14 protein-coding genes are annotated in these 20,240 nt (G+C 70.1%); 6 read left to right on the forward strand and 8 right to left on the reverse strand.

Annotation, left to right across the window (positions count from 1 at the left end):
- Positions 1-17: 17 nt before the first annotated feature.
- Complete coding sequence (locus QR77_RS29740) at positions 18-1,175, reverse strand: PQQ-dependent sugar dehydrogenase (protein WP_040025091.1); 1,158 nt, start codon at positions 1,173-1,175, stop codon at positions 18-20.
- 142 nt (positions 1,176-1,317) lie between these two features.
- Entirely contained in the window at positions 1,318-2,277 is a 960-nt protein-coding gene (locus QR77_RS29745) for an aldo/keto reductase (protein ID WP_236711174.1), read from the reverse strand.
- 119 nt (positions 2,278-2,396) lie between these two features.
- Between QR77_RS29745 and QR77_RS29750 the strand changes: the two genes are divergently transcribed.
- From QR77_RS29750 to serA, 6 genes are all read left to right on the forward strand, one after another.
- Positions 2,397-3,332, forward strand: a complete 936-nt coding sequence (locus tag QR77_RS29750) for a 2-hydroxyacid dehydrogenase (protein WP_040025094.1) — start codon at positions 2,397-2,399, stop codon at positions 3,330-3,332.
- Positions 3,333-3,671: 339 nt separating this feature from the next.
- Positions 3,672-6,560 (forward strand): EAL domain-containing protein, encoded by a 2,889-nt coding sequence (locus QR77_RS29755; protein WP_040025095.1) that lies wholly within the window; start codon positions 3,672-3,674, stop codon positions 6,558-6,560.
- 203 nt (positions 6,561-6,763) lie between these two features.
- Positions 6,764-8,635 carry an acetolactate synthase large subunit gene (locus QR77_RS29760; protein WP_040025096.1) on the forward strand — a complete coding sequence of 624 codons (1,872 nt, stop codon included), beginning with the start codon at positions 6,764-6,766 and terminating at the stop codon, positions 8,633-8,635.
- 56 nt (positions 8,636-8,691) lie between these two features.
- Positions 8,692-9,219: an acetolactate synthase small subunit gene (ilvN, locus tag QR77_RS29765; protein ID WP_040025097.1), complete on the forward strand. Its 528-nt coding sequence runs from the start codon at positions 8,692-8,694 to the stop codon at positions 9,217-9,219.
- 122 nt (positions 9,220-9,341) lie between these two features.
- A complete protein-coding gene (gene ilvC, locus QR77_RS29770; protein WP_040025098.1) occupies positions 9,342-10,340 on the forward strand; it encodes a ketol-acid reductoisomerase in 999 nt (332 codons plus the stop codon).
- Positions 10,341-10,573: 233 nt separating this feature from the next.
- On the forward strand, positions 10,574-12,166 hold the full coding sequence (gene serA / locus QR77_RS29775; RefSeq protein WP_040025099.1) for a phosphoglycerate dehydrogenase: 1,593 nt from the start codon (positions 10,574-10,576) through the stop codon (positions 12,164-12,166).
- 95 nt (positions 12,167-12,261) lie between these two features.
- Here the strand turns inward: serA and QR77_RS29780 are convergent, their stop codons facing one another.
- The 6 genes from QR77_RS29780 to QR77_RS29805 all read right to left on the reverse strand — a co-directional run.
- The gene (locus tag QR77_RS29780; RefSeq protein ID WP_201778831.1) at positions 12,262-15,156 is read right to left on the reverse strand and encodes a glycoside hydrolase family 2 TIM barrel-domain containing protein; all 2,895 of its coding nucleotides are present in this window, start codon (positions 15,154-15,156) and stop codon (positions 12,262-12,264) included.
- Between the two features lie 9 nt (positions 15,157-15,165).
- Positions 15,166-15,987, reverse strand: coding sequence for a carbohydrate ABC transporter permease (locus QR77_RS29785; RefSeq protein WP_040025100.1), 822 nt, complete (start codon positions 15,985-15,987; stop codon positions 15,166-15,168).
- Positions 15,984-16,979, reverse strand: coding sequence for a sugar ABC transporter permease (locus QR77_RS29790; protein WP_236710857.1), 996 nt, complete (start codon positions 16,977-16,979; stop codon positions 15,984-15,986). The genes QR77_RS29785 and QR77_RS29790 overlap by 4 nt, the downstream gene beginning before the upstream one ends.
- The gene (locus QR77_RS29795; RefSeq protein ID WP_040025101.1) at positions 16,976-18,262 is read right to left on the reverse strand and encodes an extracellular solute-binding protein; all 1,287 of its coding nucleotides are present in this window, start codon (positions 18,260-18,262) and stop codon (positions 16,976-16,978) included. The genes QR77_RS29790 and QR77_RS29795 overlap by 4 nt, the downstream gene beginning before the upstream one ends.
- A 128-nt stretch (positions 18,263-18,390) precedes the next feature.
- A complete protein-coding gene (locus QR77_RS29800; protein ID WP_173476370.1) occupies positions 18,391-19,392 on the reverse strand; it encodes a LacI family DNA-binding transcriptional regulator in 1,002 nt (333 codons plus the stop codon).
- Positions 19,393-19,502: 110 nt separating this feature from the next.
- The coding region (locus QR77_RS29805) for a helix-turn-helix transcriptional regulator (RefSeq protein ID WP_040025102.1) at positions 19,503-20,240 on the reverse strand (738 nt) is incomplete at its 5' end.

The following is a 20,240-nucleotide window of genomic DNA, read 5'->3' on the forward strand; positions in this document are numbered from 1 at the left end:
TGCCGCCACTGGCGGAGCTACGAGACCTTGAGCTGGAGGATCTTGTCGTCCCCCGGCCCCGGTGTGCCGCGGCTGTCCGTCTCAGTGGTCACGAGCCACACCTTGTCGCCGCCCGCCGAAAGCACCGTGCGCAGGCGGCCGTACTGACCCTTCAGAAACGCCTGCGGGGCCGCGACGGATTCCCGTCCGGCCAGTGGAATCCGCCAGAGCCGCTCACCGCGCAGCCCGGCCATCCAGATGGAACCCTCCGCGTACGCGATCCCGCTCGGTGAGGACTCGCTCGTGTGCCACTGCTCCAGCGGATCGGTGAAGCCCCGCCTGCCCGCCTTGCCCTCGACCTCCGGCCAGCCGTAGTTCTTGCCGGGCTCGATCAGATTCAGCTCGTCCCAGGTGTCCTGGCCGAATTCCGACGCCCAGAGCCGGTGGTCCGCGTCCCACGCCAGACCCTGCACATTGCGGTGACCCAGGGTGTAGACCAGCGAGCCCGGGTCCGGATTGCCCGGCGCCGGCTGCCCGTCGGGCGTCATCCGCAGGATCTTCCCGGCCAGCGACTTCTTGTCCTGCGCGAAGCCGTCGTCCCCGGTCTCGCCGGTGCCCGCGTAGAGCATCCTGTCCGGGCCGAAGGCGATCCGGCCGCCGTTGTGGATCGTGCCCTTCGGGATGCCCCGCAGGATGGTGTTCGGCGCCCCGAGCTGCTCGCCCGCCGGCTTCTTCTCGTCGTACGGCATCCGTGCGACGCGGTTGTCCGACACCGTCGTGAAGTACGCGTACACCATGTGGTCGGCGGCGTACGTGGGGGAGAGCGCGATCCCCAGCAGACCGCCCTCACCGGCGGGGGAGACGCCGGGCACCGAGCCGATCACCGTCTTCTTCCCGGTCCTGGTGTCGACCCGGGTGATCGTGCCCTCGTCGCGCGAGGACACCAGCAGATCGCCCTCGGGCAGCTCCGCCAGACCCCACGGCGATTTCAGGCCTTCGGTCACCGTGGAGACCACCGTCACCGAGCCCTTCGCCGGGGCCCGCGACGGACTCGGCGCCGCCCGCGACGCCGCCGCCGTCGCGCTCGGCGTGCCGTTCCCGCGCTCCTCGGGCCCCGAACCGCCTCCGGAGGAGCATCCGGTGGCCACGAGGAGGACGGCTGCGGCCCCCACCGCCGTCCTGGCTGTGCGGTTCATGCTTCGATCCCTTCGAAGGCCGGATCAACAGTCTCGACGCCGTACCGCGCCGGCACTGTCCCGCACCGCCGCCACAGTCCCAGCTTCCCTGTCCGCCGGGATCGATTCAACGGGGCGCCACCCGCCCGGATCCCGGCCGGTCTCAGTCCCAGGACTCCCGGGCCGGCGGCAGCGCCGCCAGCTCGGCGAGATCCCGCGCCGTCAGCACCAGCTCCGCCGCGCCCGCGTTCTCCACCGCCCACCGCTCCCGCTTCGTCCCCGGTATCGGCACCACATGGCGCCCCCGGCCCAGCACCCAGGCCAGCGCCACCTGCGCGGGCGTGGCGCCGTGCCGTTCGGCCACCCGCCGTACGCCCGCCACCAGCGGCTGGTTCGCCGCCATGATCTCGGCGGTGAAACGTGGATGCCGGGCCCGTACGTCGTCCGGCTCGAAGCCCTGCCCCGGGGTCAGCGTCCCCGTCAGGAAGCCGTTGCCCAGCGGCATGGCCGCCAGAAACCCCACGCCGCGCGCCGCACACCACGGCAACAGCCGCTCCAGCGCCTCCGGCGACCACAGGGACAGCTCCGCCTCCACCGCGCTGACCGGGAAGACCTGCTGCACCCGGTCGAGCTGCCGGAGCGTCTGCTCGTACGGACGCGCGCCGGATCCGCGCCGCGACGAGCGGGCGCCCACCGCGCACATCCCCAGCGCCCGTACCTTCCCAGCGCCCACCAGCTCGGCCATCGCGCCCCAGGTCTCCTCGACGGGCACCTCGGGATCCGGCCGGTGCAGTTGGTACAGATCGATCACATCGGTCCGCAGCCGCCGCAGCGAGGCGTCACAGGCGCGCCGCACAGAGCCGGGGCGCCCGTCGGCCACCAGATGCCCGTCACCGACGACCAGACCGCACTTGGTGGAGACGAAGGCGTCCGCACGCCGCTGCCGGAGCGCCCGCCCCACCAGCAGCTCGTTGGTGAAGGGTCCGTACATGTCCGCCGTGTCGAGCAGGCTGCACCCGGCGTCGAGCGCCGCGTGGAGCGTACGCAGCGATCGGTCACCCCGCTGCTCCGAGCTGGTGTACGCCCAGCTCATCGGCGCGCAGCCGAGCCCGACCGCGCCCACTTCGAGCGCCGCCGCACCGATTGTCCTGCGCTCCAACCGCCCCCCACCGCCCCTCAGTCGACCGCCCGCGGGTCCAGCTAACCTCATCGCCCCCGGACGGCTGGAATAGCCTCCTGACCATGACCGCAGACATTTGGATACCGTTCAGGGCCGAGGACGTCGAAGGGCCCCCCGAGGGCCTCGCCCACCGCTTCTGGGACGGCGGCGAGTACCCGGCCGACCCGGCGGACTGCGCCTTCTACGTCGTCCCGTACATGAAGGGCATGGAAGTCGCCCTCAGGCCGCTCCCCGCGATGAAATCCGTACGGGTCGTGCAGACGCTGTCGGCCGGGGTCGACCATGTGACACCGGGCCTCGGCGGACTGCCCTCCGGCGTACGGCTCTGCAACGCCAGAGGCGTCCACGAGGCCAGCACCTCGGAACTCGCCCTCACCCTGATCCTCGCCTCGCTGCGCGGCATCCCCGGCTTCGTCGACGGCCGGCGGCAGGAGGAGTGGCGCTCCGGCTTCTACCCCGCGCTCGCCGACCGGACCGTGATGATCGTCGGGTACGGATCGATCGGGGCCGCCATCGAGGACCGGCTCGCGCCCTTCGAGTGCGCGCGGGTGATACGCGTCGCGCGATCGGCGCGTACGACGGAGCGCGGTGCGGTACACGCCTTCACCGAGCTGCCCGCCCTGCTGCCCCAGGCGGATGTCGTGGTCGTCTCGACCCCGCTCACCGAGCAGACGAAGGGCCTGGCCGACGCAGAATTCCTGGCGCGGATGAAGGACGGAGCGCTCTTCGTCAACGTGGCGCGCGGAGCCGTCGCCGACACCGCGGCGCTCCTCGCCGAGCTGGAGAGCGGACGCCTCACGGCCGCCCTGGATGTGACCGACCCCGAGCCGCTGCCCGCCGGGCATCCCCTCTGGCACGCGCCCGGTGTTCTCATCAGCCCGCACGTCGGCGGATCGACCTCGGCCTTCCTGCCGCGGGCCAAGCGCCTGATCGCCGGCCAGCTCACCCGTTTCGCGGCGGGGGAGGAGCTCGCGAACGTGGTCCTCACGACGGGGTGAGCCGTGCGGAGTCCGCGCGGGCTCCCGCCGGCCCCCGCCCGCCGTCACCCTTCGCAGCCGTTCTGACGTGCCCGGTAGTGACAAGTACGCAGGTCGTCACGGAGAGTAGAAGAACTATGTCCCTGAGTGACGAGTCTGGTGTATCGTCCCGATCTGGGGGCTGCGCCGCGCGAGGGGCGGCGCGGGGGCAGCGATCAGAATCCGAGGGGGGCGACGGGCGATGTACAGCCAATGGACCAACGATCCGACGCGGCAGGGCAGGCGACGGCGGCCTCCGGACCATCCGGGCCGTCCGCCAGGCCCTTCGGCGGTGACCGAGACACCCCCCGGAGCGGACCGGTGAGCGCCGAGGGGGTGCTCGTCGGGCGACGCCGGACCGCCGGCAACGCCTGGACGGGACTCTTCGCCCAGCTCTGCCTCGCCCTCGTCTGCGGGGGCTACGCGGCAGGTGCGGCGATGGGCTGGGGCTCGAAGGAACTGGCCCTGTTCATGGGTGATTTCGGCCTCGCCCTCGCGGCGGCGATCGCCGCGGTCTCCTGCTTCTTCTACGCCAGGGGCCGGGGGCGCCGTACGCGGCCCGCCTGGCTGCTGTTCTCACTCTCCTCGGCGATGGCCGCCGGCGGCAACGCGGTCTGGGGCTGGTACGAGGTCGTGCTCGACGAGCCGGTACCGAGCCCTTCCCTCGCGGATCTCTTCTTCCTCTGCTTCGCGCCACCCGCCATCGTGGGTCTGCTCGTCCTCGCCAAACGCCCGGTCACCAGGGCCGGCTGGGTCTGCCTGGCGCTGGACGCCTGGCTGATCGGCGGCTCGCTGCTCACCCTCTCCTGGAGCCTGGCGCTCGCGCGCACCGCGCACTTCGCCAACGAGAGCGTGGCCCAGGCCGCGCTGAACCTCGCGTACCCGCTGCTCGACATCGTTCTCGTCAGCATGGTGCTCGCGCTGCACTTCCGGCGGTCGACCGGCAGCCGCTCCGCCGTCAACACCGCGATCGCCGCGCTCGCCCTGACGGTGCTGTGCGACGCCCTGTTCACCTCACCGCTGCTGCGCGCCACCTACCGCTCGGGACAACTCCTCGACGCCGGCTGGTTCGCGGGGTCGCTGCTCCTCGCGTACGCGCCCTGGGGGGTGCGCCGCATGGCGGAGACCGCCGTCCCGTTCCCGCGCGGCAGCCGCCCGTCCAGCCGCCCCATCGCCGGGTCGCTGGCCGCGATCACGCCGTACCTCGCCGCCGCCGTCTGCACGCTGGGGATCCTCTACAACGTGATCGAGGGCCGCAGGGTCGACCGGGTGGTCGTCCTCACCGGCTGCACGGTCGTGCTCGCCCTGGTCGTACGCCAGGGCATCATGCTCGTCGACAACATCGCGCTCACCCACGAACTGGCACAGAAGGAGAACCACTTCCGCTCCCTGGTGCAGGGCTCCAGCGACGTCATCATGATCGCCGCGCCCTCCGGGATACTCCGCTACGTCAGCCCGGCCGCCACCGGCGTGTACGGACGGGAGGCCGACGACCTCGTCGGCGCGGAACTCTCCTCGATCATCCACCCCGACGACCTGGGCCGGGTGGTCCACGAGGTGCGGCGGTTCCTCGCCGCTCAGCCCTCCGACGAGCCCACGACCCGGATCGAATGCCGCTTCAAGTCCGGCACGGGCGACTGGCTCAACGTCGAGTCCACCGTCAACCGCCACCAGGGCGGACTGATCTTCAACAGCCGTGATGTCACGGAACGGGTGCGGCTCCAGGCGCAGTTGCAGCACAACGCCGAGCACGACCCGCTCACCGACCTGCCGAACCGCGCCCTGTTCACCGAGCGGGTCCGGCAGGCGGTCTCCGGCCGCCGTGCGACCGATCCCGGCACCGCCGTGTTCTTCATCGACCTCGACGGCTTCAAGAGCGTCAACGACCGCCTCGGCCACCAGGTCGGCGACGAACTGCTGATCAGGGCCGCCCAGCGGCTCCAGGAGTCCGTACGGGCCGGGGACACGGCGGCCAGGCTCGGCGGCGACGAGTTCGCCGCCCTCATCCTCGGCGACGGCGCCGGCGACCACCGCTCCAGGGAGTACCAGGTCCATGAGATCGCGGACCGGCTGCGCCTCAAGCTCTCCCAGCCGTACCGCATCGACGGCAACGACGTCCGCGTCGCCGCCTCCATCGGCGTCGCCTTCGCCGAGCCGGGCACGACGCCCACGGACCTGATGCGCAACGCCGACCTCGCGATGTACCGCGCCAAGGCGGCGGGCAAGGACCGGGTCGAGCTGTACGCGCCCCAGATGCAGGCCGACGTCGTCCGCAGGACCGAGCTGGCGGCCCGGCTGCGCACCGCCCTGCACGACGGCGAGTTCGCCCTGCTGCACCAGCCCGTGGTCAATCTCACCACCGGCAAGGTCTCGGCGGCCGCCGCCCAGGCCCGCTGGCGCTCGGCGCAGGGCATCCTCTTCACCCCGGCCGAGTTCCTGCGCGTCGCCGACGACAACGACCGCACCGCCGAACTCGGCCGCTGGCTCCTCGAAGAGGCCGTGGCGCAGGCCGCCGAGCGCGGCAGGGCCGGCCACCAGGTCGCCGTCTCCGTACGGCTCTCCGCGCGCAGGCTGCTCGACAAGTCCATGCCGCTCGGCGCCGGACCGGGCTCCGGGTCCGGCTCCGGCAGTGTTGAGGCGTTGCTGACCCGGCACGGACTGCCCTCAGGGGCCCTGATGATCGAGCTGGCCGACGCCGACCCACGCGGCTCCCTGGACGAGCTGGAGCACCGTCTCGTCGCGCTGCGCCGCCTCGGCGTACGGATCGCGCTCGACGGCTTCGGCAGCGGCTACGCGGCCATCAACGCCCTGCGCAGACTCCCCGTCGACGTACTGAAACTCGACCGGAGCCTGGTCGAGGGCGTCGTCGAGTCCGCCAGGCTGCACAAGATCACCGGCGGGCTGCTCAGGATCGCCTGCGACCTCGGCATGCAGTCCGTCGCCGAAGGAGTGGACCTCCCCGAACAGGTGATCGCGTTACGGGCCATGGGCTGTACACACGGCCAGGGCATGGCCTTCTCGGGGCCGCTCGACGAATACCGGCTGCGCCGCGCCCTGGTGCGCGGGCCGTTCCCGCTGCCGGGCGGCGCCCCGCTGCCCGTGCTCACCGGCACCGTCCTGCCCGTCAGGCATCCGCGTCAGTCAGGTCCTGACCGCGTCCCCCGGCCCACCGTGCGATCAAATAATGAGACGCCCGTCCCACCCACTTGACAGCGATGGCGCGCCGGAGGAAGAGTCGTTGCCATGCGCACCCGAATTCTCGTACTTGGACAGCGCGTCGGCTGAAGCAGAGCCCCTCACCGGCTCTGTGTACCGCACCGACGCGCTCCCCTCGCTTGCCTCCCGGCACGAGGGGTTTTTTATTGCACCGATACACCCCAAACCCTCGCATAAACCCTCAGCTTCGAGAAGAGATGCCGATGACCGAGCAGGCCACCGGGGCCCACCATCCGCAGCCGCGGGCCCGTAACGGCGGATCGTCGTCCGCCACCGTTGAGCACATCACGGGCGCGCAGTCCCTCATCCGCTCTCTTGAGGAAGTGGGGGCCGACACGGTGTTCGGCATCCCCGGCGGCGCGATCCTCCCGGCCTACGACCCGATGATGGACTCCACCAGGGTGAGACACGTTCTCGTCCGCCACGAACAGGGCGCGGGCCACGCGGCCGAGGGCTACGCCCAGGCGACCGGCAAGGTGGGCGTGTGCATGGCCACCTCGGGACCCGGCGCGACCAACCTGGTCACCCCGATCGCCGACGCGCACATGGACTCCGTGCCGATCGTCGCGATCACCGGACAGGTGGCCAGTGCCGCCATCGGAACGGACGCCTTCCAGGAGGCGGACATCTGCGGCATCACGATGCCCATCACCAAGCACAACTTCCTTGTCACCAAGGCCGAGGACATCCCGCGGACGATCGCCGAGGCCTTCCACATCGCCTCCACCGGCCGCCCGGGACCCGTCCTGGTCGACATCGCCAAGGACGCCCTCCAGTCCCGTACGACCTTCACCTGGCCGCCCGTCATGGACCTGCCGGGCTACCGCCCGGTGACCAAGCCGCACGCCAAGCAGATCCGCGAGGCCGCCAAACTCATCACCCAGGCCAAGCGCCCGGTGCTGTACGTCGGCGGCGGCGTCATCAAGGCCGGCGCGACCGCCGAGCTGAAGGTCCTCGCCGAGCTGACCGGCGCCCCCGTCACCACCACCCTGATGGCACTGGGCGCCTTCCCCGACAGCCACCCGCTGCACGTCGGAATGCCGGGCATGCACGGTGCGGTCACCGCCGTCACCGCGCTCCAGAAGGCCGACCTGATCGTCGCCCTCGGCGCCCGCTTCGACGACCGCGTCACCGGCAAGCTCGACAGCTTCGCGCCGTACGCCAAGATCATCCACGCGGATGTCGACCCCGCCGAGATCGGCAAGAACCGTACGGCTGACGTGCCGATCGTCGGCGACGCCCGCGAGGTTCTCGCCGACCTGGTGCAGGCGGTCCAGGCGGAGCACACCGAGGGCAACGTCGGTGAGGCCGCCCGGACGGGATATTCTGCCTGGTGGAACGATCTGAACCGCTGGCGCGAGACCTACCCGCTCGGCTACACCCAGCCCGACGACGGCAGCCTCTCCCCGCAGCAGGTCATCCAGCGCATCGGCCAACTCGCCCCCGAGGACACGATCTTCGCGGCGGGCGTCGGCCAACACCAGATGTGGGCCGCCCACTTCATCGACTACGAGAAGCCGGCCACCTGGCTGAACTCGGGCGGCGCCGGAACCATGGGCTACGCGGTGCCCGCCGCCATGGGCGCCAAGGCCGGACAGCCGGACCGTACGGTCTGGGCGATCGACGGCGACGGCTGCTTCCAGATGACCAATCAGGAACTGGCCACCTGCGCCGTCAACAACATCCCGATCAAGGTCGCGATCATCAATAACGGTGCGCTCGGCATGGTCCGCCAGTGGCAGACCCTGTTCTACAACGAGCGTTACTCCAACACCGTCCTGCACTCGGGCAAGGACACGGACGGCACCGTCTGCCGCGGTACCCGGGTCCCCGACTTCGTGAAGCTCGCCGAGGCCATGGGCTGCGTCGCGATGCGCTGCGAGTCGCCCGAGGAGCTGGACGCGGTGATCGCCAAGGCCAACTCCATCAACGACCGCCCCGTCGTGGTCGACTTCATCGTCCACGAGGACGCCCAGGTGTGGCCGATGGTCGCCGCAGGCACCTCCAACGACGAGGTCATGGCCGCACTCGGCGTGCGCCCCGACTTCGGTGACAACGCGGACGACTGAGTCCGAAGAGACCGGACAGCGACCCAGTTCAGAGACAGACCGAGAGAGACCGACACATGTCCTCCAAGCACACACTCTCCGTCCTGGTGGAGAACACACCCGGCATCCTCGCGAGGATCGCCGCCCTGTTCTCCCGCCGTGGTTTCAACATCGACTCGCTTGCCGTCGGTGTCACCGAGCACCCCGACATCTCCCGCATCACCATCGTGGTCAATGTCGAGGAACTGCCCCTGGAGCAGGTGACGAAGCAGCTCAACAAGCTGGTGAACGTCCTGAAGATCGTCGAACTCGAGCAGGGCGCTGCGATCCAGCGCGAGCTCGTTCTGGTGAAGGTCCGCGCCGACAACGAGACCCGCTCCCAGATCGTCGAGATCGTCCAGCTCTTCCGCGCCAAGACGGTCGACGTCTCACCCGAGGCCGTCACCATCGAGGCCACCGGATCGAGCGACAAGCTCGACGCGATGCTCAAGATGCTGGAGCAGTACGGCATCAAGGAGCTCGTGCAGTCCGGGACGATCGCCATAGGGCGTGGCGCGCGGTCCATCACGGACCGCAGCCTGCGGGCCCTCGACCGCAGCGCGTAGCGTCTCGTGCGCACGCGGTAGCCGCACCCGCCCTGTCCGGTTCGTATGCCGAGACCGGGAAGCCCACTTCAGCCGCCCGCCGTACGGTGGGACGTAACACCAGCACTCCAAGGAGAGACCCAGTGGCCGAGCTGTTCTACGACGACGACGCCGACCTGTCCATCATCCAGAGCCGCAAGGTCGCGGTCATCGGTTACGGCAGCCAGGGCCACGCACACGCCCTGTCCCTGCGCGACTCCGGTGTCGACGTCCGGGTCGGCCTGCACGAGGGATCCAAGTCCAAGGCCAAGGCCGAGGAGCAGGGCCTGCGCGTGGTCAGCGTCGAGGAGGCCTCCGAGGAGGCCGACGTCATCATGATCCTGGTCCCGGACCCGCTCCAGGGCGAGATCTACGAGAAGTCCATCAAGGACCACCTGAAGGACGGCGACGCGCTGTTCTTCGGCCATGGCCTCAACATCCGCTACGGCTTCATCAAGCCGCCGGCCAATGTCGACGTCTGCATGGTCGCCCCGAAGGGGCCGGGCCACCTCGTCCGCCGCCAGTACGAGGAAGGCCGCGGCGTCCCGTGCATCGTGGCCGTCGAGCAGGACCCGTCGGGCAAGGGCCTCGCGCTCGCGCTCTCGTACTCGAAGGGCATCGGCGGCACCCGCGCAGGCGTGATCAAGACAACCTTCAAGGAAGAGACCGAGACCGACCTGTTCGGTGAGCAGGCCGTGCTCTGCGGCGGTACCGCCGCTCTGGTCAAGGCGGGCTTCGAGACGCTCACCGAGGCCGGCTACCAGCCGGAGATCGCGTACTTCGAGTGCCTCCACGAGCTGAAGCTGATCGTGGACCTCATGTACGAGGGCGGCCTGGAGAAGATGCGCTGGTCGGTCTCCGAGACCGCCGAGTGGGGCGACTACGTCAGCGGCCCCCGCATCATCAACGACCAGACCAAGGTCGAGATGAAGAAGATCCTGGCCGAGATCCAGGACGGCTCGTTCGCCAAGAACTGGATGGACGAGTACCACGGCGGTCTGAAGAAGTACAACGAGTACAAGAAGGCCGACAGCGAGAGCCTGCTGGCGACGACGGGCGCCGAGCTGCGCAAGCTCATGAGCTGGGTCGACGAAGAGGCGTGACACCACAGGCCGGAGGGCCCCGGGCGGACCGGGGCCTTCCGGCCACGTAAGGGTGATCCTGTTGTGCAGGGCGGAATCCCTTTCCGCCGACAGCACTACACTGCTCAACACATCCGCGTCAGGCCCACAGCGTCGTGCGTCTTTTACGCGGCCGGATCTCCTGGGGTCCGGCGACCCTCCACCGCATGCGGCCGTCGGGACGGCCGTCCGCAATGGGATTTGTGAGGACTCACGTGAGCTCGAAACCTGTCGTACTCATCGCTGAAGAGCTTTCGCCCGCCACTGTCGACGCCCTCGGTCCGGACTTCGAGATCCGGCACTGCGACGGCGCCAACCGTGCGGAGCTGCTGCCGGCCATCGCCGATGTGGACGCGATTCTCGTCCGCTCGGCGACCAAGGTCGACGCCGAGGCGGTCGCCGCCGCACGCAAGCTCAAGGTGGTCGCCCGGGCCGGGGTCGGCCTGGACAACGTCGATGTCGCCGCCGCCACCAAGGCCGGCGTGATGGTCGTCAACGCGCCGACCTCCAACATCGTCACCGCCGCCGAGCTGGCCTGCGGCCTGCTGATCGCCACCGCGCGGAACATCCCGCAGGCCAACTCCGCGCTGAAGAACGGCGAGTGGAAGCGCTCCAAGTACACGGGCGTCGAGCTGAGCGAGAAGACCCTCGGTGTGGTCGGCCTCGGCCGGATCGGTGTGCTCGTCGCGCAGCGCATGTCCGCCTTCGGCATGGACATCGTGGCGTACGACCCGTACGTGCAGCCGGCCCGCGCCGCGCAGATGGGCGTCAAGCTCCTCACCCTCGACGAACTGCTCGCGGTCTCCGACTTCATCACCGTGCACCTGCCCAAGACCCCCGAGACGCTGGGTCTGATCGGCGACGAGGCGCTCCACAAGGTCAAGCCGTCCGTGCGGATCGTCAACGCCGCGCGCGGCGGGATCGTCGACGAGCAGGCGCTCGCCTCCGCGCTCAAGGAGGGACGCGTCGCCGGAGCCGGGCTCGACGTGTACTCCAAGGAGCCCTGCACGGACTCCCCGCTCTTCGAGTTCGACCAGGTCGTCTGCACCCCGCACCTCGGCGCTTCCACCGACGAGGCGCAGGAGAAGGCGGGCGTGGCGGTCGCCAAGTCCGTACGGCTCGCGCTCGCCGGTGAGTTGGTCCCCGACGCGGTCAACGTCCAGGGAGGGGTCATCGCCGAGGACGTACGCCCGGGCCTGCCGCTCGCCGAGAAGCTCGGCCGTATCTTCACCGCCCTCGCGGGCGAGGTCGCCGCTCGTCTCGATGTCGAGGTGTACGGCGAGATCACCCAGCACGACGTCAAGGTGCTCGAACTCTCCGCGCTCAAGGGCGTGTTCGAGGACATCGTCGCCGAGACGGTGAGCTATGTGAACGCCCCGCTGTTCGCGCAGGAGCGCGGCGTCGAGGTCCGGCTCACCACATCGAGCGAGTCCCCGGACCACCGCAATGTGGTCACGGTGCGCGGCACGCTCTCCGGCGGCGAGGAGGTCTCGGTCTCCGGCACGCTGGCGGGGCCGAAGAACCTCCAGAAGGTCGTCGCGATCGGTCAGTACAGCGTGGATGTGGCGCTGGCTGACCACATGGTCGTCCTGCGGTACGAGGACCGGCCCGGCGTCGTCGGCACGGTCGGCCGGATCCTCGGTGAGGCCGGGCTGAACATCGCGGGCATGCAGGTCTCCCGCGCCGAGGAGGGCGGCGAGGCGCTCGTCGTACTCACCGTCGACGACAATGTGCCGCAGCCGGTGCTCAACGAGATCTCCTCGGAGATCGGCGCTGCCTCGGCCCGCTCGGTGAACCTGACCGACTGACGGCTTCCGGCACGTCATACCTGAAGGGCCCAGTGATCACTGGGCCCTTCAGGTTTTTCAGCTCCTGCGGTCAGGCGGCCGCGGTGAGTTGGGACTCAGGAGAGCCCCGGCAGCGGTGTGAAGGTGAGGGTGAAGCTCGCCTTCCGCGCGTGGAGTTGGTACTCCGGCAGGACACCCGGGCCGCAGGAGGCGGTTCCCAGGCCGTGTTGGGCCAGATCCAGGTTCAGATGGATCAGCTCGCCCGGCCGCAGATCGACCGTGTGCGTCGCGGCGTCCAGCTCCTCGGTGGTCCAGCGCCGGGCCGTGAAGCCGAACACCGGATCGCCGTCGACCCGGATCCCGTTGCCCGTACCGCTGTTGGCCGCGTCGCCCGGCGTGAGCCGCAGCCAACGCACATCGGTGCGGTTGCCGTTCTCCTGGGGGAAGACGTACGGCGTCCGGAGCGCGTCGACCGTCCGCGTGAATCTGCCGATCCGGGCCGCCTGCCTGCTGTCCGCGTACGCCTCGCCCGGCCCCCCGCCGTACCACTCGGCGGTGCCCAGCGAACCCGGGACCGCCATCCGCAGGCCCAGACGCGGCAGCGTGCACGGCCAGGTGCCGTCCGGCTCCACGTCGATGCGCAGCCGTAGGCCCTCGCCCTCGGCCTGCCAGTGGTAGTCGGCGAACATGCCGAAACCGAGCGCGGGGGGTGCGACCCGGGTACGGACGACGAGTGCGCCGTCCCGGGCGTCGACCGCGTCGACCCGGTGCTGGAGCCGGTGCAGGCCGGCCGCCCGCCACGCGGTCTCCTCGGGGTGGTCCGAGCCGCGGTCGTTGTCGGTCGGCGCGCGCCACAGGTCGAGTCGGGGGCCCTGGACCTCGTGGTCGCCGAGCGCGGTCAGGCGCCCGGTCGCCGCGTCGAACCGGCCTGGGCCGAACCGTAGTTGGCCTCCGGCGGTGGCGGCCGTCGTACGGGCCGGCGGCGCGGGAGGCTTTGGCGCGGCGGGCGCCGGCGTGATCCGCGTCTGGCCCCACGCCACGGTGTGTCCCGCCCCGGCCCAGGGCGTGTCGGCGGCGAGTGAAGCCCGTACGGTGAGCCAGCTCTCCGCCGACGTCGCCGGCAGCCCGGGCAGGGACACGTCCGCGCTCGCCCCGGCGGCGACCCGGGGCACGTCGAGCGTGCCCTCGGCCACCGGGACGCCCTCCTCCTCAAGGGTCCAGGAGAACGCGAGGTGGTCGAGCGTGATGACGTCGTAGTGGTTGGCGAGGCGGAGCCCGCCCTCCACCGCGCTGATCCTGACCGGCTCGAAGACCTTCGCGAACTCCGCGAGCGCGGGCGACGGGGTGCGGTCCGGGTGGACCATGCCGTCGATCACGAAGTTGCCGTCGTGGATCTGCTCGCCGAAGTCCCCTCCGTACACGAAGTGTTCGCTGCCGTCCTGGTCGCGCCGCGTCAGCCCGTGGTCGAGCCACTCCCAGACGAAGCCGCCCTGGCAGCGCGGATGGCGCTCGAACAGCTCGCGGTACTCCAGCAGTCCGCCCGGCCCGTTGCCCATGGCGTGGGCGAACTCGCAGAGCAGGAAGGGCAGTTCGCGGCGGCGGGCGTTGTCGTCGATCCCCTTGCCGATCGCGTCGACCTCCTCGTGGTCCGCGTACATCCGGCTGTACACGTCCACGTACTCGCAGTCGAGGTCGCCCTCGTAGTGCACCGGCCGCGACGGGTCGCGCGCCTGCGTCCACTGCGCCATGGCCGCGAGATTCGGGCCGGTGTGGGCCTCGTTGCCCAGTGACCACAGCACGATCGAGGGGTGGTTCTTGTCCCGTTCGACGGTCCGGCGCATCCGGTCGAGATACGCGTCCGCCCACACGGGCTCGCCGCTCGGGTTGCCCGCCCAGCCGAGGTCGCCGAACCCGTGTGTCTCCAGGTCGCATTCGTCGATCACCCAGAGGCCGTACGTGTCGCACAGCTCCAGGAACGCCGGGTCGGGCGGGTAGTGGCTGGTGCGGACCGCGTTGATGTTGTGCCGCTTCATCAACTCGATGTCGGCCACCGCGAATTCACGGGGGAGGGCGCGCCCGTGCAGCGGGTGGTGCTCGTGCCGGTTGACGCCCCTGAAGAGGATGCGGCGGCCGTTCACCTTGAGCTGTCCGTCCTCGATCGCGACGGTACGGAAACCGATACGCACCGGCACGCGCTCGGTCGCGGTGTGCACCTCACCCGCGTACAGCCGCGGGTGCTCCGCGCTCCACGGCTCGACCTCCGCCAACTCGGCGCTCTCGCCCGCCGGGAGGCCGTCGACGCCGAGTTCGGCGACGGTGATCCGTACGCCGGGGTCCGCCGACAGGGACAGCGTCCCCCCGCCGCTCACATGGTCGTAACCGGCGTGCACCGTGAAGTCGGCGACGCCGCCCTCCGGGCGCGCCAGCAGGGTCACCGACCGGAAGATCCCGGACAGCCACCACATGTCCTGGTCCTCCAGGTAGCTGCCGGCCGACCACTGGTGGACCCGTACGGCGAGGACGTTGCCGCGCGGGCGCAGCAGCGCGCCGACGGCGAACTCGGACGGCAGCCTGCTGCCCTTGGTCACCCCCAGCTCCTCGCCGTTGAGCCAGACCCGCGCGCACGAGTCGACGCCGTCGAAGCGCAGCACCGCCGGTTCGTCGCGCCACCCTTCGGGCAGGTCGAACGTCAGCCGGTAGTCACCGGTCGGGTTGTCGGAGGGAACCCGGGGCGGGTCGACGGGGAAGGGGTAGCGGACGTTGGTGTACGCGGGCTCGCCGTACCCGTGCAACTGCCAGTGCGCGGGGACGGGGAGCGTGCCCCAGCCCCGGTCGTCGAAGTCGTCGCCCCCGGTCCCCTCGGGCGCCGCGGCGACCGACGGCGAGAGCAGGAACTTCCAGGTGCCGTCCAGGCTCAGCGACCGCGCGTCCGAGGTGAACGCTGCGCGGGGCGGCAGCGATCCGTAGCCGGGTGCGGGGTCTTCCACGTAGGACAGGTAGGGCGCTGACATGAATTCCTTTCAGCCCTTGAGGGCGCCGGCGGCGATGTTGCGGATGAAGTGCCTGGCGCCGAAGAGGAACACGATGATCAACGGCACGATCGCGACGAGTGTCCCCGCCATGACGACGCTGTAGTCCGTCACGTACAAGCCGTTGAGCTGGGACAGCGCGACCTGGAGCGTCACATGGTGCGAGTCGATCAGCACGACCAGCGGCCACAGGAAGTCGTTCCAGACATTGACGAAGGTGAAGATGCCGAGGAACGCGAGCCCGGGGCGGAGCACCGGCAGCCCCACCAAGAGGTACGTACGGAAGAAGCCGCAGCCGTCGATCCTGGCCGCTTCGAGCAGCTCGTCCGGGATGGAGCCCTTCGCGTACTGGCGCATCCAGAAGATGCCGAACGCGTTCGCCGCCGCCGGGATGATCAGCGCCTTGAGATCACCGACCCAGCCCAGGTGCGCCATGATGATGAACTGCGGGATCGCGGCGAGCTGGGTCGGCACCACGAAGGTCGCGAGCAGGATCCCGAAGAGCACATTGCTGCCCGGGAAGCGGTACTTGGCGAAGGTGAAGGCCGCGAGAGAGTCGAAGAACAGCACCAGCACGGTCGTCACCACGGCGACGATCAGGGTGCTGAGCAGCGAGCCGAAGAAGTCGACCCGCGAGAAGACCTGCCCGATATTGGCGAACAGGCGCCCGCCGACGACCAGTTTGGGCGGGGCCGAGTAGATGTCGGCCGTCGTGTTGGACGCCATCACGACGAGCCAGTAGTAGGGGAAGAGCGTGATCAGCGCGCCGATGATCAGGGCGCCGTAGGTCAGAACGCGTCCGCGTGTGGTCATCGTCCCGTCCCCTTGATCGTGACCTGACCCCGTTCGGGGCGCTGGATGATCCGCCAGTTGAGGATCGAGAAGAGGACAACGACGATGAAGATGCCCCAGGCGATGGCGGCGCCGTAGCCGAAGTCGTTGCCGGCGAAAGCCGTGTTGTAGAAGTAGAGGACCATCGTCATCCCGGCGCCGCCCGGGCCGCCCCGGTCGCCGAGCAGCACCTGCGACTCGGTGAAGATCTGCATCCCGCTGATCGCCGACATCAGTACGGAGAACAGCAGCACGGGCCGCAGCAGCGGCAGCGTGACCTTGAAGAACGTCTGTACGGGAGAAGCCCCGTCGACGCGGGCCGCCTCGAAGACGTCGGTGGGCAGCGCCTGTAGCCCGGTGAGGAAGATGATCGCGTTGTAGCCGGTCCAGCGCCAGATGATCATGATGGAGATCGCGCTCCGGATGGCCCAGGGATCGGTCAGCCACGGCACATGGCCGATGCCGAAGAGACCGAAGATCCAGTTGAGGATGCCGAACTCGCCGCTGAAGATCGAGCCGAACACCAGCGACATGGCCACGATGGACGTCACGTTGGGCAGGAAGTACGCGATGCGCAGCAGACCCTTGTGGCGGATCGAGGAGTTGAGCCCGAGCGCGATCAGCAGGGCGAGCACGGTCATGGGGACCGTGGACATCACCCAGATGATCAGGGTGTTGCCTATCGAGTCCCAGAACGTCCCGTCGGTGAGCAGGAACCGGAAGTTCTCCAACCCGACGAACTTCATCGGGCCGACGCCGTCCCAGCGTTGCAGCGCCAGGAAGAGCGAGTAGAGCACCGGGTAGAGGCCGAAGACGAGGAAGAGGATGAAGAAGGGCGCGATGGCCACGTAGTACGGGAGGTAGCGCCACCGCCTGCGCCGGGCGACCGCCGCCGGGACCCGTGCCGGGGATGCCGGCGGTGCGGGCGCGGGGGGCCTGGCGGCCGGGGCTCCGGCTTCGGGCATCGTGGTCATGTGAGCACTCCCTGCCTGCGCAGCAGCCGTTCCACCGTGGTCCGCGCGTCGTTCCAGGCCTTGTCGGGGTCCTTGCCGGCGAGTTCGACGTTGGTCAGCTCGTCGGTGTAGGTGTCGCTGATGTTGATGTCCCAGGGGCTGAAGTACGCGGGTTTGACGCCCTTGGCGATCTCGGCGAAGACCTTCATGGTCACCTGGCCGCCGAAGAACGGCTCGGGCTTGAGCAGCCTCGGATCGGTGAAGGCGGACGGGCTGGAGGGGAAGAGGCCGACGTCGAGATAGGTGTCCGGCTGGTTGTCGGGCGACTGGAGCCAGCGGATGATCTCGAAGGCCGCCTCGGGCCTCGGGCAGTACTTGGTGATGGCCAGGAACGAACCGCCCTGGTTGCCCGCGCCCCCGGGGGCGCGGCACACGCGCCACTTGCCCGCGGTGCCCGGCGCCGACTGCTTGATCTCACCGGTGATCCAGGACGCGTTGACCAGGCTCATCTCCTTGCCGCTGTTCCAGGCGGCGTGCCGGTCGACGGAGTTGCCGGTGCCCTGCGAGCCCGCGTACCCGGCGGTCAGGTGGCGCTGGAACGCTTCGAGCGCGCGGTCCCACGCCTGCCGTACATGCGCCTGGTCGTCGAGGTAGTGGTTCTGCCGGTCGAAGTACTTCTGCGGCTGCTGGGCCATCGAGTACGTGAACACCGTCTTGGTGTCGGTGATCAGATACCGTCCCGGCATCTTCTTCTGGAGCTTCTGCCCGAAGGCGAAGTACGCCTCCCAGGTCGGCACGGCGGCGGCCACGTCGTCGGGTTCGCTCGCGACTCCGGCCTTCTCGAAGATGTCGTGCCGGTAGTAGAGGGCCGCCGGGCCGATGTCGATGGGAAAGCCCATCTGGAAGCCCTCGGGGCTGGCTCCGGCCGCCCACTTCCAGGGCAGGTACTCCTTCTCGACCGAGCGCGCGCCCAGGGTGTTGAGATCCACGAAGCGGTCGTGGTCGGCGAAGTACGTCGAGATGTTGTCGCCGAGCAGGGTGATGTCGGGCAGGTACGCCCGGCCGGCGAGCGCGGCCAGCAGCCGCTGCTTGAGGTCGCCGCTGACCTGGGACGTGACGAACTTGTCGTGGGCGAAACGCTTTATGGCCTTGGACAGCACCTTTTCGGACAGCCCGTTGTAGGTGTACCAAAGAGTCAGGCTGCCAGGGTTGGCCGTGGTGGGACTGGTGCATCCGGCGACCCCGAACGCCGCGGCGCCGGTGGCGGCCGCGCCGGTCAGGAACCTTCGTCGAGTCAGCGTCATCGAGGACCCTTCGGGAGCCCGTGAACGTTCCCGTGAACGTTCACGAATTGGCCGGAAGTCTCCGCGAACGACGCTTTCATGTCAAGTGTTTCTTACGGGCTCGCTCGGCCAGGACGGGCCGGAAACGGCTACGCGGAATCGCGCAGCCGCAACTCGCCCCGTACCACGAGGTCGTCGGCGCCGAGCGGATCGACCCCGGTCAACAGCCTGGCGGCCTGGTCGACGGCGAGCGCGCCGAGCCGTCGCGTGTCGAGGGCGACGCTGGAGAGCGGGGGCTCGACGAGCGTCCCGAGCTGGAGGCCGTCGAAGCCGATCACGGCCAGATCGCGCGGCACGTTCCTGCCGGTGCGCCGGGCCTCGCGGAGGGCGCCGATCGCGATGATGTCGTTGTACGTCAGGACCGCCGTCACGTTCGGGTGCGCGCCGAGCAGCGCCCCGAGCGCGTCCCCGCCGCCGTCGACGGACTGGCTCGCGCCGACGACCGCGTCCGCGTCGATCCCGTGCGCCGCCGCTGCCGTGGCGAACCACCGGTACCTGACGCTCGGTTCGGCGCGCTCGCCGTGGTCGAGCATGCCGATGCGCCGGTGGCCGGCGGCGACGAGGTGCGCGACCGCCGCGTGGACCCCGTCCTCGCCGTCGATCCGGATCGAGCTGAACCGCGCCGTGTGGTGCTCGCGGCCGACGAGCACCACGGGGATGCCCCGGGTGAACTGGTCGATGTCGTCCTCGGGGCTGCTGAAGTAGCCGACGACGGCGTCCACCTGGGAGCCGATCACCCGTAGCGTGCTCAGCTCCTCCTCGGTGCTGTCCGCCGTGTCGTACACGACGACATGCCACCCCCGGGCCCTGGCCGCCTCCAGCGCGGCCGCGGCGACCTCGGTGAAGAACGGGTTGAGCAGGTCGGGGATCACCAGTCCGATGGTGGTGGTGTCCTGCCGGACCAGGCCCCGGGCGAACCGGCTCGGCCGGTAGCCGAGTTCGAGCGCGGCGTCGAGCACCCGCTGCTTGGTCGATCCATCGATCTCCGCCTTGTCGTTGAGCGCACGCGACACCGTCTGCCGGGATACGCCGGCGGAGCGCGCGACATCGTGGATCGTCACCCTCCGCGGTTCAGTCCCGGACGACACCATCACGCACCTCCCGACACCAGCCGGCGCCGGTGCGCCGCAGGGTCCGAGTATGCCCGTACGCGCCGGCCGGTGTGGCGCCGCGGGCGTTCGGGCGGCGGGCGGCCGGTGCGTCAGCGGGTGTCGAGCAGGTGGCGCAGGGCGCGGGCGGACGGGCTGCCCGGGTCCGCGGTGATGAAGACCACCTGCTGGTCGTCGTCGGGGACGGTGAGCACGTCGCAGTTCACCCGTACGGGACCGATCTCCGGGTGCGTCACCGTCTTCACCCGGTGGCCGGGGGCGCGCACCGGGTTGGTGTCCCAGACCTCGGTGAACTCCGCGCTCCCGGCCCGCAGTTCGGCCAGCAGACGGGCGAGCGGCTCGTCGTGCGGGTAGCGGTCGGCGGCGCCGCGCAGCCGCGCGACCGCGATGTCGGCGAACTCCGCGGCGCCGGAGCCCTCGTGGGCGTTCTCCCGGGCGCCGGTGCGCAGGAAACGCCTGCGCGCCAGATTCGGCTCGTCCCTGAGCCCGCCGAGCAGGGCCTCGGCGAGCGGATTCCAGGCGATCACGTCGTACGTGGCGGCGGTGACGACGGCCGCCGAGTCGGGCATCCGGCGCAGCAGATCCGCCACGTACGGGCGGACCCGGCGTGCCGGTCCCGCGGGCGGCGCGGGGTTCGCGCCCGCCAGCCGGAAGAGATGCGTCCGCTCGGCCTCGGTGAGCCGCAGCGCTCCGGTGAGGGCGTCCAGGATCCGGGGCGACGGGTGGGGGCCCCTGGCCTGTTCGAGCCGCGCGTAGTAGTCGACGGACATATGGGCCAGGTCGGCGACCTCCTCGCGGCGCAGGCCGGGCGTGCGCCGCCGCCGGTCCGT

The organism is Streptomyces sp. 150FB (assembly GCF_000818195.1).
GTDB lineage: Bacteria > Actinomycetota > Actinomycetes > Streptomycetales > Streptomycetaceae > Streptomyces.

Coding starts and splice junctions, on each gene's coding strand:
- QR77_RS29760 (WP_040025096.1), top strand. CDS start 6,764: ATGCCGATGACCGAGCAGGCCACCGGGGCCCACCATCCGCAGCCGCGG.
- QR77_RS29750 (WP_040025094.1), top strand. CDS start 2,397: ATGACCGCAGACATTTGGATACCGTTCAGGGCCGAGGACGTCGAAGGG.
- QR77_RS29795 (WP_040025101.1), bottom strand. CDS start 18,262: ATGACGCTGACTCGACGAAGGTTCCTGACCGGCGCGGCCGCCACCGGC.
- ilvN (WP_040025097.1), top strand. CDS start 8,692: ATGTCCTCCAAGCACACACTCTCCGTCCTGGTGGAGAACACACCCGGC.
- QR77_RS29800 (WP_173476370.1), bottom strand. CDS start 19,392: ATGGTGTCGTCCGGGACTGAACCGCGGAGGGTGACGATCCACGATGTC.
- QR77_RS29790 (WP_236710857.1), bottom strand. CDS start 16,979: ATGACCACGATGCCCGAAGCCGGAGCCCCGGCCGCCAGGCCCCCCGCG.
- QR77_RS29785 (WP_040025100.1), bottom strand. CDS start 15,987: ATGACCACACGCGGACGCGTTCTGACCTACGGCGCCCTGATCATCGGC.
- QR77_RS29740 (WP_040025091.1), bottom strand. CDS start 1,175: ATGAACCGCACAGCCAGGACGGCGGTGGGGGCCGCAGCCGTCCTCCTC.
- QR77_RS29780 (WP_201778831.1), bottom strand. CDS start 15,156: ATGTCAGCGCCCTACCTGTCCTACGTGGAAGACCCCGCACCCGGCTAC.